The sequence below is a fragment of the Robertkochia marina genome (assembly GCF_004799345.1).
GTDB lineage: Bacteria > Bacteroidota > Bacteroidia > Flavobacteriales > Flavobacteriaceae > Robertkochia > Robertkochia marina.
This window is the reverse complement of sequence record NZ_SSMC01000001.1, coordinates 1,270,944-1,284,338: the sequence shown is the minus strand read 5'-3', so window position 1 is coordinate 1,284,338 and position 13,395 is coordinate 1,270,944. Positions and strand designations below refer to the sequence as shown.

General features: G+C 43.5%; 12 protein-coding genes. 10 read left to right on the top strand and 2 right to left on the bottom strand.

The genetic code is table 11. The annotated features are described in order from the left end of the window. Positions 1 to 29: 29 nt before the first annotated feature. Positions 30 to 2,822, bottom strand: coding sequence for a TonB-dependent receptor (locus E7Z59_RS05325; protein ID WP_136335240.1), 2,793 nt, complete (start codon positions 2,820 to 2,822; stop codon positions 30 to 32). A gap of 186 nt (positions 2,823 to 3,008) precedes the next feature. Between E7Z59_RS05325 and E7Z59_RS05320 the strand changes: the two genes are divergently transcribed. From E7Z59_RS05320 to E7Z59_RS05280, 9 genes are all read left to right on the top strand, one after another. Beyond that, on the top strand, positions 3,009 to 3,695 hold the full coding sequence (locus tag E7Z59_RS05320; protein WP_136335239.1) for a response regulator transcription factor: 687 nt from the start codon (positions 3,009 to 3,011) through the stop codon (positions 3,693 to 3,695). A 169-nt stretch (positions 3,696 to 3,864) separates the two neighbouring features. Further along, entirely contained in the window at positions 3,865 to 4,848 is a 984-nt protein-coding gene (locus E7Z59_RS05315) for a sensor histidine kinase (protein ID WP_394346651.1), read from the top strand. A 246-nt stretch (positions 4,849 to 5,094) separates the two neighbouring features. Next, positions 5,095 to 5,769, top strand: coding sequence for a tRNA (guanosine(46)-N7)-methyltransferase TrmB (trmB, locus tag E7Z59_RS05310; protein WP_136335237.1), 675 nt, complete (start codon positions 5,095 to 5,097; stop codon positions 5,767 to 5,769). Continuing rightward, positions 5,769 to 6,404, top strand: a complete 636-nt coding sequence (locus E7Z59_RS05305) for a LysE family transporter (protein ID WP_136335236.1) — start codon at positions 5,769 to 5,771, stop codon at positions 6,402 to 6,404. Before trmB ends, E7Z59_RS05305 begins: the two co-directional genes overlap by 1 nt. Further along, positions 6,391 to 6,738, top strand: a complete 348-nt coding sequence (locus E7Z59_RS05300; protein WP_136335235.1) for an MGMT family protein — start codon at positions 6,391 to 6,393, stop codon at positions 6,736 to 6,738. The genes E7Z59_RS05305 and E7Z59_RS05300 overlap by 14 nt, the downstream gene beginning before the upstream one ends. A 182-nt stretch (positions 6,739 to 6,920) precedes the next feature. Beyond that, complete coding sequence (locus E7Z59_RS05295) at positions 6,921 to 8,051, top strand: Mrp/NBP35 family ATP-binding protein (RefSeq protein WP_136335234.1); 1,131 nt, start codon at positions 6,921 to 6,923, stop codon at positions 8,049 to 8,051. Positions 8,052 to 8,054: 3 nt separating this feature from the next. Then, positions 8,055 to 8,294 (top strand): NifU family protein, encoded by a 240-nt coding sequence (locus E7Z59_RS05290; protein ID WP_136335233.1) that lies wholly within the window; start codon positions 8,055 to 8,057, stop codon positions 8,292 to 8,294. 97 nt (positions 8,295 to 8,391) lie between these two features. Continuing rightward, positions 8,392 to 9,444 (top strand): NAD(P)/FAD-dependent oxidoreductase, encoded by a 1,053-nt coding sequence (locus E7Z59_RS05285; RefSeq protein ID WP_136335232.1) that lies wholly within the window; start codon positions 8,392 to 8,394, stop codon positions 9,442 to 9,444. 73 nt (positions 9,445 to 9,517) lie between these two features. Continuing rightward, positions 9,518 to 9,838, top strand: a complete 321-nt coding sequence (locus E7Z59_RS05280; RefSeq protein ID WP_136335231.1) for a 2Fe-2S iron-sulfur cluster-binding protein — start codon at positions 9,518 to 9,520, stop codon at positions 9,836 to 9,838. Here the strand turns inward: E7Z59_RS05280 and E7Z59_RS05275 are convergent, their stop codons facing one another. Then, positions 9,839 to 10,753: a metallophosphoesterase gene (locus tag E7Z59_RS05275; protein WP_136335230.1), complete on the bottom strand. Its 915-nt coding sequence runs from the start codon at positions 10,751 to 10,753 to the stop codon at positions 9,839 to 9,841. A gap of 271 nt (positions 10,754 to 11,024) precedes the next feature. On the opposite strand from E7Z59_RS05275, the gene E7Z59_RS05270 reads away from it, so the two are divergent. Continuing rightward, positions 11,025 to 13,388 (top strand): GAF domain-containing protein, encoded by a 2,364-nt coding sequence (locus E7Z59_RS05270; RefSeq protein WP_136335229.1) that lies wholly within the window; start codon positions 11,025 to 11,027, stop codon positions 13,386 to 13,388. The last annotated feature ends 7 nt before the right edge of the window (positions 13,389 to 13,395 follow it).

Sequence of the window (13,395 nt, the reverse complement as noted above, 5' to 3'; positions counted from 1 at the left end):
TTATTGATTATTGATTATTGATTATTGATTTAAAATGTATACTGAACTCCAAGGCTGAATACAGATCCGTTGGTGTATGAACGTACAGTCTTATCTGATTCAATTCCTGTATTTCCAGGCCTTACCAATTGTGTTCTTTTGATATCAGGATTTAACAGGTTAAGTCCTCTGAACTGAACGTTCCAATGATCGCCCAGTCTTTTTCCAAGTACCAGGTCAAGGGTTACGAATCCTTTTTCGATGATCTCATCGTTATATTCGGTCTCACTCAGATCCTGGTTTAAGGGAGCTCCCCCCAGAGAGAAGATCTTATCTGAAGAATAGTTCGCTGTAAGGGCAGCAGTGAATGGATTCTCTGATTTAGCCTCAAAATTCAGGGTAGAGTTCAGGATCCAATCGGCAGCTCCCTGCAGTCCGGTTTCCGTTTTTCCTTTGTAACGGAAGGTTCTGATGATTCGGCTTCCGTCTTCAGTGCGAATCTCTCTCAGGTCCTGGGTGTGCCACATACGGGTAGCATTCAGGTTCAGGCCAAGATCGTATCCGGCCAATTCTTCTTCAGATTTCAGCAGATCAATACGGCTTTCAAATTCCAGCCCGTAAACCTCCGCTCTGTCACTGGTGTTGAAATAAGAGAAAATACCTGATGCTCCTCTGGTGATCACACGGTTAATAGGGTTCTCAATTTCCTTATAAAAAGCTGCCAATGACAATAACTGTGATGAACTCGGGAAATATTCCCACTTCAGATCATAGTTATAGTTGGTTGATGCTTCCAGCTCGGGGTTACCTCTGGTGATCAGCCCTGTTGGAGACACATATTCAAAAGGAGCTATCTCTTTAAACTCCGGCAGTGTAATGGTACGGCTGGTTGCAAATCTGATCGCGCTATTCTCACTAAGGCTGTACTTAACATTAAAGCTTGGATAAAGATTTTGATAAGCCTTATCGTTTTCTCCTATTCGTCCGGGTACGTTACCTACGTCATAGGCTACCTTCAGGTCATCATCCTGATAACGAACTCCCAGGTTAAAATTCCACTTATTGATGCCCAGGTTAAAGGTTGTAAAAGCTGCGATTGACTGAAGATCGGCATCATAAGAATCAACCGGCTGTATATTGAAATCAAGGAGTTCATTCACAAAGTTATTTCGCACAAATACTGAACTAAGATCATCGATAGAAGTTGGTGTTACTGCACTTAAGAAAGCCTCTTCAACCCCGTAAACCTGGGATAAGAAATTACGTTCCTTATACCTGAAACTACCTCCTAAGGCTATACTGATCTGAGTGTTCTCTTCATCTTTTATGGTAAAGACATCTTTAATACGAGCGTTATACTCATCATCTCCGATCTTCTGCAGACGCTTACTCTGCTGGAAACCTCCTGTTCTGCCTAACTGAACCGAGTCCATCATGAAATTCACCTCGTTACGAATACGGTTAGGTTCATCAGCGTCTACACGGTTATAACCAACCGCCCAATCAATTTGATTTTTTTCAAATAATGGATGCGAACCTGAAAGCTGGGTTACCCAAAGGCGGGTCTGCTTAAGGTTCTGGTCACGGATGAACTGAGAGAATCCTTCTCCCGGGTTGGTTTCCTCAAAGATCAAACCTGTTCCATCACGCCCGGCTTCATACACCTGGTCATTGATGGTGTTGATAAGAAGGGTGTTGAATTTGATCTTATTGTTATAATTAAATGCATAGGTAGCATCAAACAAACCGGAGGTAGTTACATTCTTCCTGTACTCTGTAACATCGTTCAAACTGTCGTCCAGGAAGTTTTGATCATAGAGTTTAAAGATCCCTTCACGGTATTGGTGTGAGATAGATTGTGAACCTGTAAAAAACAGCTTCAGTTTCTCTCCAATTTTTTTCCCTGCCGATACAGCCACGCTTCCATTAAAAGGAGCTGAGGTTTCCTGGGTGTTCCAGGTCTGATCAAGCATATTATTAAACGTGAGATTGTTTTGGTTGTAAAAACCAAGAGTGGTCTCGTTCTGCATTGGTGATACTTTAAAGTTACCTGCAACCCCATCGGAGATCACATTGGTGTTGGCACCTCCTCGAACACGTACGCTGAACTCCTGATCACCTACCAGTTCTCTTGAAGAAACATCTACGGTTCCTGAGGCCTGGTCTGCATAGTTTTCAACGCTGTAGGTTTTACTTACTCCCACATTCTGGATCACCCGGGTTGGGAATAATCCAAGGTCAATATTTTTTCTGTCAACATCATCAGATGGAATTGGCAGCCCGTTCAGGGTGGTACTCAGATATCGGTCTCCAAGTCCACGGATAAAAACATCTCCCGAACCTTCACTACTGGTAACACCTGATATTTTGGTGGTGGCTGTGGCAGCATCAGATACTCCTATTTTGGTGAGCTGTTGAGCCCCGATACTCTCTTTAATTTCAACCGCTTTTTTCTGATCTAAGAGCAGGGCCGTTTCTGAGTCTCTTCGTACAGTAGTAGTTACTACCACCTCATCAAGACTCACGCTTCCGGCGCCTAAAGAAGTATTCACCTCTGTTACCTTACCGGCCTCAACAACAACATCCGTCAATTCAAGGGTTTCATACCCTACAAAACTAATCACAAGGGTATAGGTACCGGGGGCAACATTGGTCAGTTCAAAAAGACCGTCAAAGTCTGTGGTGGTTCCCTGGGTGGAGCCGGCGATCTGAACATTAGCAAAAGGCAGGGGTTCCTCGTTCATTTCCTTATCCAGGATCTTCCCGCTAATAGAACCATTCTGATCCTGGGCAAAAGTCATCGCGGTACAGAAGATCGCAATAAACGTTAATAGATTTCTCATTACTTTGATTACTTCGTTTGTTTTACTGCTGCAAAATAACGGCACATCTCCGGCCCGGATGTTAGACCGGAGTTAAGACTAAACACCGCCTATGTTACCTTTTTGTTACCAGATTAAATCATTGTTAAGACCTTTTGAATAATAGTTTTATCTTTACTTTTGAGCAGAAATTCAATCATTAATCGTATGAAAAAGAAGGAAATAAAGATCCTTTTAGTAGACGACGAGCCGGACATCCTGGAAATAGTAGGGTACAACCTGTCTTCAGAGGGCTATAACGTAACTACTGCTACCAATGGAGTAGAAGCCATAAGCAGCGCAAAAAAAGAGAAGCCCCACCTGATCATCTTAGATGTGATGATGCCCGAAATGGACGGTATTGAAACCTGCGAAAAAATGCGCAGTATGCCGGAACTCAACAATGCGATAATCACCTTTTTAACGGCTCGCGGAGAAGATTACTCCCAGGTAGCCGGTTTCGATGCCGGAGCAGATGATTATATTACCAAACCGGTAAAACCCAAGGTCCTGGTAAGTAAGGTTAAAGCGCTTTTAAGACGTTTAAAGGAGCAGGAAGAACAGGAAGACGATGTACTGAAAGCCGGTAACATCATTATTAATCGTGATGAATACAAGATCATCAAAGAAGGTGAAGAGATCATTTTGCCCCGCAAGGAGTTCGAACTTCTTTCTCTGCTGGCTTCCCGTCCGGGTAAGGTTTTTAAAAGAGAGGATATTCTTGACCAGGTATGGGGAAATGAAGTGGTAGTAGGTGGTCGTACGATAGATGTACACATCCGAAAGCTTCGTGAAAAGATCGGAGATGATCATTTTAAGACCGTGAAGGGAGTAGGTTATAAATTTGTGCAATAACCCCTTTCCGGACTGGTAATAAAGTCCTTGCAAATTTCCCTAAATTTGCCCAAACCCTTATGATTTGTCCGCTAAATTAAAAAAGTCATACCGCTTCGCCCTGCGCTCCGCGGGGTTTATCACCGGCCTCAGTTCTATTCTTCTGGCGGCCTTTCTCTATGCTTTTGACATTTTTCACCTTGGAGCCTTGTTGGGGTTTGCGGCCATTCTTTTCCTAATCTCTTTCTTTATTCTGCAGATTCGGGTTGAAAAATTCATTTACAAAAGGGTAAAGCGTATCTACGACGATGTTTCCCTGCTTGAAAAGACCGATTTTCGTGATCAGCCTATTACCACCGATATGCAAACCCTGACCGAACAGATCGAAAAGTTTGCCAATAAGAAAAAGATCGAGATCGAAAGCCTAAAGATAAGAGAGAGCTACCGTAAAGAATTCCTGGGAAATGTTTCCCATGAATTGAAAACCCCATTATTTATGGTTCAGGGTTATATTGAGACCCTGCTTGACGGGGCTTTGGATGATAAAGCCGTTCGAAAAAAATACCTGCAGCGGGCAGCCAAAGGTGTTGAACGACTCATTTTCATAGTTCGCGACCTCGACATGATCACCAAACTGGAAACCGGAGATCTCCATCTGTATCAGGAAGAATTTGATATTGTGGAATTGGTGCAGAATGTTTTTGACATGATGGAAATGAAAGCTGCTAAAAAGAATATCAACCTGACCTTTGATATGGAATATAAAAACCCCATATGGGTATATGCCGATAAGGAAAGGATACAACAGGTGATCACCAACCTGGTGGTAAATTCCATAAAATACGGGAAGCAGGACGGCACCACGGAGGTCAGTATTGAAGACCTGATCAAAAACAAGGTCATAATTCGTGTTACTGATAACGGAGAAGGAATTGAAAAGCAAAACATTCCGAGACTCTTTGAACGATTTTACCGGGTAGATAAAAGCGGTAGTCGTAAAGAGGGAGGTTCAGGACTTGGTTTATCTATTGTCAAACACATTATTGAGGCACATAAAGAAAAGATCTATGTGGAAAGTGTGTATGGTGTTGGTTCAGAATTCTCATTCACCCTTGAACGTGGAAAAACCGTAAATAAAAACGTCAGGATGAAAGCCGGCCAAAAAGCCCCGTAAATCGCGTCAGACCCCTGCAATAAGGTTACGTTTCTCAACGATCATTGGGTTACCATTCACAAAGAGTCTTAAAAAAATACCCGGATAATTTATTTTTTCAACCATCTGAACGAGGCGATCAATATTGCTCACCCCCGTTCATCGAAACTGCCGCAGGTGCAACACATCGTTCTGATAATGTGCAAAAGACGGCATTTTTCTATGCAAAAGATTTAATTAATTTTGCCATGAATTTAAACAGTTGATGTGGGAAGTAAGAATAAACTAAAAAGGTTCCGCGAAAATGAGACGTTTTCAAATGTCATTCAACCTTCGAGGGAAGAGGTAACTACGGGTAAGTTTGATTACAAGGGAAGGTGGAAGAAAAAATTCTTCAAGAACGAAAATCCTTTGGTTTTAGAGTTGGGTTGCGGCAAGGGAGAATACAGCGTGGGCATGGCCCGCAAATACCCCGAAAAGAATTTTATTGGAATTGACATTAAAGGCGCACGGTTTTGGCGTGGTGCAAAAACAGCCCTGGAAGAGGGACTCAATAATGTTTGTTTTTTACGTTCCCAGATCGAGCTCATCGACAAGTTGTTTGCGGCCAAGGAGGTCGATGAGATCTGGATCACCTTTCCGGACCCTCAGATCAAATATAAAAGAACCAAACATCGTCTAACTAATGAGACCTTCCTGGATCGCTACAGGTTGATCCTGAAGCCTGACGGCATACTCCATTTAAAAACTGACAGCGAGTTTATGCATGGATATACTCTTGGCTTGTTGCACGGACTGGAGGAAGAAGTTCTTTATGCCAATCATAATGTTTACAAAAACCAAGGCAGCCCCGAAGAAGTTACCGAAATTCAGACATTTTATGAAAAACAGTATCTTGAAGAAGGAAAACCCATTACCTATATCAAGTTCAAACTAAGCTAATGACCCATCTTATCATACTGTTCTTTGCCACTTTTTCTGCGTCATTAATGGGGGTGGTTTTTCCAGGACTGGTAAATATTTCGGCAGCACGTGCAGGTTCTAAAAGAGGCAAACAGGGAGGCATCATCTTTTCTGTCGGAGCCTCTGTCTCTGTTATGATACAGGCCTACATAGGGGTGCTGATCTCAAAATACCTTTACAACAACCCCTATGTGATCGACATACTGCTGAAACTCGCCTTGGGTGTTTTTGCTTTTTTTGCCGTTTACTTTTTGGTTACCGCCAGGAAAAAGAAGGTAAAAAAGAAACGGCGGGTTGAGGTAAAAAGAAAAAACCTGTTTTTTAAAGGCATGCTGATTGCCTTTCTCAACGTTTTACCCATCGCCTATTTCTGCGGACTTAACGCGGCATGGAAGGTTTCAGGGTGGATCAAGTTCGAGATCACAGACATAGCCGTCTTTATCATTGCGGCCGGCCTGGGCACCTTTGCCATGCTCTATATGTATGTGTTTTACTTTGATAAGCTGGAATCAAAAACCGATTATTTCTCCAGGTATTCCGATTATATTTTAAGTGCCTTGATGGGTATCCTTCTTATCATTACCCTGATTCGTTTATTCTATGGTGAAGTATAGCGAAAAAAGCGAGTCTTACTTCCAAAAGGTTTACGAGGTAGTAAAGCAGATCCCTCATGGCCGTGTGACCTCCTATGGTGCCATTGCCCGCTTTCTGGGCACAGGAGGTAGTGCACGTATGGTAGGATGGGCCATGAACGCCTCCCATACCATGGAGGAAGTACCTGCGCACCGGGTGGTTAATCGGATAGGCTTACTTACGGGAAAACACCATTTTCAAGGCACCAACCTGATGCAGCAACTCCTGGAGAACGAAGGTATTGAGGTGGTTAACGATCAGGTACAGGATTTCAAGACCCATTTCTGGGATCCATCTAAAGAATTGTTGCTATAACCCGCTTCAAAGGCCTGCAGAATTCATTATTTTTGCGCCGACTTCACCAACCATAATCATTATCAATAGTCCTAAAAATTGCAATTATAGGCGCACCTTTATTATGTGAGCCTTATAGTGTATCTTTGCAATTTAGAATGAATATAAAAAAGCAATCTAAAGCATTGCCTGTAATATAATCCATGAAGCTAAACAAGAAAGACATTATAGCGGCCCTTGAAACCATCTCTGCACCGGGAGAGGGCAAGAATATGATAGAGAGTGGTGCAGTAACCAATGTAGTTTGTTTCGGTGATGAGGTAGTGGTTGATATCACCATCAATAACCCAAGCCTGCAGGCTCGGAAAAAAACCGAAGTAGAGATCTTAAAGACCATTCACGACAAGGTGTATCAAAAAGCCAAGGTCAAGGTCAATGTGAAGGTGGAAACTCCGGAAAAGCCCGAGATCAAAGGAAAGGCCATCCCCGGCATTAAGAACATCATTGCCGTTGCTTCCGGAAAAGGAGGAGTTGGCAAGTCTACCATTACGGCCAATCTTGCCGTAACCCTTGCTAAAATGGGCTTTAAAGTAGGCTTACTTGACGCCGACATCTATGGTCCTTCCATGCCTATCATGCTTGATGTAGACGGCCACCGACCTCTGGCGGTCAATGTTGACGGGAAATCTAAGATGAAGCCTGTAGAAAACTACGGAGTTAAAATGTTATCGATCGGCTTTTTTACACAACCTGATCAGGCTGTTATATGGAGAGGACCCATGGCTTCAAAGGCATTGAACCAAATGATCTTTGACGCCGACTGGGGAGAATTGGATTTTATGTTGATCGACCTGCCACCGGGAACCGGCGATATTCACCTGAGCATTATGCAGGCATTACCCATTACCGGATCGGTAGTGGTGAGTACCCCTCAGAACATCGCCCTGGCCGATGCGAAAAAAGGGGTTGCCATGTTCCAACAGGAAAGTATCAACGTACCGGTATTGGGTATCGTTGAAAACATGGCCTATTTTACTCCGGAAGAATTACCGGACAACAAATATTATATTTTCGGAAAGGAAGGCGCTCGTTCGCTCGCAGACGACCTTAAAGTACCTTTCCTTGGAGAGATCCCGATAGTACAAAGCATCCGTGAAGCAGGAGATTACGGTCGTCCTGCAGCCTTACAAACCGCTACTCCCCTTGAGGAGGCCTTTGAGGACCTAACCCGTAATGTAGTGCAGGAAGTTGTTTCCAGAAACGAAAGCCTCCCTCCTACAGAAGCCATTAAGATCACGACCATGGCCGGGTGTTCTGCTGTAAATAAAAAATAAACTATGACCTCAGAAGAAATTAAAACCAATGTAGAGAAAGCCCTGGAAGAGATCAGGCCTTTTCTTCAAAATGACGGGGGAGATATCTCCCTGGTTGCCATCGAGAACGACAAATTTGTAAAGGTACGCCTCGAAGGCACTTGTGTAGGCTGTAGTGTGAATCAGATGACACTGAAAAGCGGTGTCGAGATGACCATTAAAAAATATGCCCCTCAGATCGAACAGGTAGTTAATGTAGATTAATTGAATCCACCGCTGTGGTATTGCAGAGCCGTTACATGCCTTATGTCATTTCTTCTGAATTGTCATGCATCACGACCGGTTCAAAAATGAATTTGATATGATTAAAACAGATATTTTGATAATTGGAGCCGGACCCACAGGACTCTTTGCTGTATTCGAGGCCGGCTTATTAAAACTTAAATGTCATCTTATCGATGCCTTGCCACAACCGGGCGGGCAATGTGCCGAGATCTACCCAAAAAAGCCCATATACGATATTCCCGGTTTCCCGGAAGTACTGGCAGGTGACCTGGTAGATAACCTGATGGAACAGATCAAACCCTTTGATCCCGGATTCACCCTGGGGGAGCGAGCAGAGACCATCGAAAAACAGGAAGATGGGTCCTTTATTGTTACCACTAATAAAGGCACTAAACATCATGCCCCCGTGGTAGCGATCGCGGGCGGACTTGGCAGCTTTGAACCCCGAAAACCACTTCTGGAGAATCTCGACCAATACGAAGACAAGGGTATCTCCTATATTATCAGAGATCCTGAGGTGTATCGCGATAAGAGGGTTGTCATTGCCGGAGGCGGTGACTCAGCACTCGACTGGAGTATCTTCCTTGCTGATGTCGCCTCAGAAGTAACCCTCATTCACCGAAGAAATGAATTTCGCGGAGCCCTTGATTCAGTTGAAAAAGTTGAAGAATTAAAGAAACTTGGAAAGATCAATCTTATCACCCCTGCAGAGATCACAAAACTTCACGGGAACGGGCATCTGGAGGCCGTGACGGTGAAAGTAGATGCAGAAGAGCAATTGCTCGAAACCGATCATTTTATTCCCCTGTTCGGGCTTTCCCCCAAGCTGGGGCCTATTGCCAATTGGGGGCTGGAGATCGAGAAGAATGCGATCAAGGTTGATAACACCCTGGATTACCAGACCAATATCCCGGGAATATATGCCATTGGTGATGTAAATACCTATCCCGGTAAACTGAAGCTCATCCTTTGCGGATTTCACGAAGCTACCCTGATGTGTCAAAGTGCCTATAAGCGTATTTTCCCTGAAAAAAGATATGTAATGAAATACACCACTGTGAGCGGTATAGATGGTTTTGATGGCACTCGAAAAGAGGCCGAAAAAGCTGTGATCAAAACGATCAATTAAGTCATTACTACCCTATAGAGCAAGCCCCGTTTATCGGGGCTTTTTTGTTACTTTTGCGCTTTAAATTAATTCTATGTCAGACATCAACATCACCATCACCGACCGCGAAGGAACCATACATAAGGTAGAAGCCCCTACCGATATGGGCATGAACCTTATGGAACTTTGTAAGGCCTGGGAATTACCTGTGGAAGGAACCTGCGGAGGCATGGCTATGTGTGCTTCCTGCCAGATTTATATTCATTCTGATCATCCTCTGCCTGAGATGAGCATGGATGAAGACCTGATGCTGGCCGAAGCTTTTCACGTAAAAGACAACAGTCGCCTGGGGTGTCAGATCCAAATAACGCCTGAATTGGACGGTCTGGAGATAGAGATCGCTCCTGAGGTGTAATTACCCCTTTTTCAGGCTTAAGCCCTGGTTGTATTCAGATATTTGCCTTGGGCCTTCAAGTACGCTGCGTTTGATCTGTAGATACCCCTCCTCCGTGGTATCAATATTCCATTTTATCAGGCTTAAGGCTCCATCAGAAAGCTCAATACCTGTAATGCTTCTCGGGTGAACGCAGCTACCGTCATTGAACAAAGCGGGAGCACCGGGTTCCGGGAACCGAGGCCGGTGAGTATGCCCGATAATGGTGATCTTATTCTGCATGGTGGCGATCCATTTCTTTGCACGCCTTTCCACCTTGAAAAGCTCCTTATTGTTTTTTGCAGGACTGGTTGGGTCTGTAATTCCCACCACTTGTAAAGGCTTCCACAAAACTCTAACCATAAAGCGTGCAAAAGGCCAGAACAAATAATTGAACCAATCTGCCTGGTGCCCATGTAGTAAAAAGAGTTCCTGCCCCGTTTCTTCGTGACGAAGTATAATAGCCTCATGAAACTCCAGGTCCGGCATAAAGGAGCGTTGCCTTTGTTCATGCGGATCCCACCAGGTTTCATAATGCTTTTTTACCACCTTATCATTCTTATACACAAAATCATGATTCCCGAATATCATATGAAGCCGGCCGAGATCATAAAACTCCTTTAACAGGAAATAGATATTCTTATGAGCTTCAAAGAGATCTTCAAACTTTCGGTTCTCCCAGAGTTCATCACCATCTCCCAGCTCTATATAGGTATATCCCTTCTTAAAATATTGCTTGAGGGCGTGGTAGTATATATTCCTCTTGTTTGCGAATTCATCAGCGAAACTGTTGTCGCCACGATGACAATCACTGAAAAATATAAATCTGGACCGATCATTAAAAGGGATCACCCGCGCATGCTTATAAGCCTTGTTGAATCTGGAAAGTGTAGACATCGGTCCCGAATCGTATTAGTTTAAATCTGACATTGGTAGTACCTGAGTAAAAAAATCACTTCCTGTTAAGATACAAAAGTTACAGCGGGAGCACCAAAATAAGACTAGTTTTGACCCATCCTTAGCTTTGTCGAGCTACATCAAAAAATGAATCCGGAGCTCATGTTTTTAAATATGGTATTTTATCGATAAAACAGAACGGTTCATCTAAGGAATGGAAGTAAAGATGAGGGTAAAGGACCAATCGCTTAACAGTTCTTAATTTTGTACTATGGATAGAGCACTACAACAGGATTCCCCCTTAACCATGAAGATCAGTTTCAACACGCTAATGCAGCGTTATGAAACCCTCTTGGAAGAAACCAATGATGTTGACCTGTTGGAACACGGCCGTAAGGTACTTGCCTTAGGAGAAGAATACCCTGAATTGCGGGAAGGCATTACCAATATGGATCGCCTGACGGAGCTCAAGCCTCAGATCGACCTTGTTTTAAGAGACTCCTTCAGCTCGGTACTCACCGAAAACGAGATCAAAACAGCCGGCATTCCCTTTGAAGGCCTGATCTTTAAATCGTCAAAACGATTTGACAACATCATGGCCAATGCCCCGGAAGGTTTTAACCTGGAAGTCAGGAATATGCCGGAGGGCCATATCTATATAATGGCCTGCAGCGTTATCTTAAAGGCGCATTACAACGTTGATGTACAATTCAGGAGGCCATTATACTATGACATTCCTGATAAGAACGGGGTCATGAAGCATTATCGTATTACCTATAATGCCGACTTTGTTGAACTCAATCCTACCGAAAGGTCTCTCGAATTAACCCCAAAAGATATTGATGAACTCATCGACGGTTTTGACAACCTGGAATTGTGGAAGGAAAAATTTCCTCCCGGCAGCTGGGAGTTTAAAGGCTTTGTGATCGCCAACATGTTTGATGTGACCCTCGATAGTGCCATTTCTGAACTAAAGACCTGGTTGTTGAATACAAATTCCAATGAATTTTTGGGTCTTAAGATTTTTGAAAACATCTTTCAATCGCTTTTCAATGTTGAAGGCCTCCAGATAGGGTTCATCAATTACGATGAAGACCTGGACACCTTTGAAAAGATTGGTAAGAATGTTCCATGTTTTATGCTACAGGAATCGAATGAGCATTGCGAATCTCAGATGTGTTTACAGTTCCGTGAGAACATTCTGAAACAACGCGCGTTTTTTGCCATTTCTGATATTGAAAAATACTATACCCTTTCCGGGCAAAAAGAACCTTATGCATCGTACTACCACCAAGGGTTTAAAAGCGTTATCCTCGCTCCTGTCACCCATGATGAAAAGCTTCTTGGGGTTTTAGAGCTGCTCTCTCCCAGAAAGAAAGAGCTCAATAGCGTTAATGCCAACAAACTGATAGATGTAATGCCATTCATAGTGGCTGCAGGCATCAGGACCAAACAGGAAAAGAAAAATCAGATCGAGGCCATCATTCAAAGCGAATATACCTCTCTGCATCGAAGTGTTCGGTGGAAATTTGTTCAGGAAGCCAAGAGGTATCTTAAGGAAACCGCCATGGGTAACCCTGCCTCCCTCAAAGAAGTGGCTTTTAAACACGTCTACCCCCTATACGGGCAGATCGATATCAAAAACTCCTCTGACGCCAGAAATAGTGCTGCAAGAAAAGACCTTGGCAATCAGCTGTCAGACTTGAAAAGACTGTTTGAAAGCGGTCTGAAAGAGCGGGAACTACCCATTTTTGAAGAGTATATATTTCGTCTGGACAGCTACCTTGATGAAGTTAAAAACAGATTCAAAACCAATACAGAACAAGGCATTGTTGACTTCCTGAATGAAGAAATCCATCCTGCGCTTCAAACCATTGAAAAATTCGGAGGGCGTTACAGCAAACAACTCCAGTTGTACAGAGGTCAGCTCAATGAACACCTTGGCATGTATTATTCGGCACGGGAACGTTATGACAATACTGTTAAGAAGATCAATAAAGAAATGGCCCGGGTTATCGATGAGAAACATGAAGAGGCCTATGCCATGTTCCCTCATTATTTTGAGCGGTATAAAACCGATGGCGTAGAGCACAATATGTACATAGGGCAATCTATTGCCCCGAAGCATCGTTTTGACGAGGTATACCTTCAAAATCTGAAACTGTGGCAACTGCAGACCATGTGCCATATGGAGAATGTGTATTACAACCTTAAACCGGATCTCGATATCCCATTAGATGTAACATCGCTCCTGTTGGTACACAGTACCCCTCTCTCTATTAAATTCCGTATGGATGAGAAGCATTTTGATGTTGACGGCACCTACAATGCCCGTTATGAGATCATTAAAAAAAGGATTGACAAAGCACATATAAAGGGTACCAAAAAACGAATCACCCAACCGGGAAAGATGACTATTATCTATACCCTGAAACAGGACGAACAGGAATACATGAGGTATGTAAGATTGCTGCAGGCCAAGGGTATCCTTTCTCAGGATGTTACCCGCCATGAACTTGAGGAACTTCAAGGGGTAAGTGGCTTAAAGGCAATCTCAGTGGGTATTCTCTACAAAAAGAATTCGGAGGAGCGGCTGCTCAGCTATGAAGAATTGATAGATTCGATCTCCAATTAGCGGCTAT

Bases quoted from the DNA above. Each gene is read 5' to 3' on its own strand.
- E7Z59_RS05325 (WP_136335240.1), bottom strand. From the start codon at position 2,822: ATGAGAAATCTATTAACGTTTATTGCGATCTTCTGTACCGCGATGACT.
- E7Z59_RS05320 (WP_136335239.1), top strand. From the start codon at position 3,009: ATGAAAAAGAAGGAAATAAAGATCCTTTTAGTAGACGACGAGCCGGAC.
- E7Z59_RS05305 (WP_136335236.1), top strand. From the start codon at position 5,769: ATGACCCATCTTATCATACTGTTCTTTGCCACTTTTTCTGCGTCATTA.
- E7Z59_RS05300 (WP_136335235.1), top strand. From the start codon at position 6,391: ATGGTGAAGTATAGCGAAAAAAGCGAGTCTTACTTCCAAAAGGTTTAC.
- E7Z59_RS05295 (WP_136335234.1), top strand. From the start codon at position 6,921: ATGAAGCTAAACAAGAAAGACATTATAGCGGCCCTTGAAACCATCTCT.
- E7Z59_RS05290 (WP_136335233.1), top strand. From the start codon at position 8,055: ATGACCTCAGAAGAAATTAAAACCAATGTAGAGAAAGCCCTGGAAGAG.
- E7Z59_RS05285 (WP_136335232.1), top strand. From the start codon at position 8,392: ATGATTAAAACAGATATTTTGATAATTGGAGCCGGACCCACAGGACTC.
- E7Z59_RS05280 (WP_136335231.1), top strand. From the start codon at position 9,518: ATGTCAGACATCAACATCACCATCACCGACCGCGAAGGAACCATACAT.
- E7Z59_RS05275 (WP_136335230.1), bottom strand. From the start codon at position 10,753: ATGTCTACACTTTCCAGATTCAACAAGGCTTATAAGCATGCGCGGGTG.
- E7Z59_RS05270 (WP_136335229.1), top strand. From the start codon at position 11,025: ATGGATAGAGCACTACAACAGGATTCCCCCTTAACCATGAAGATCAGT.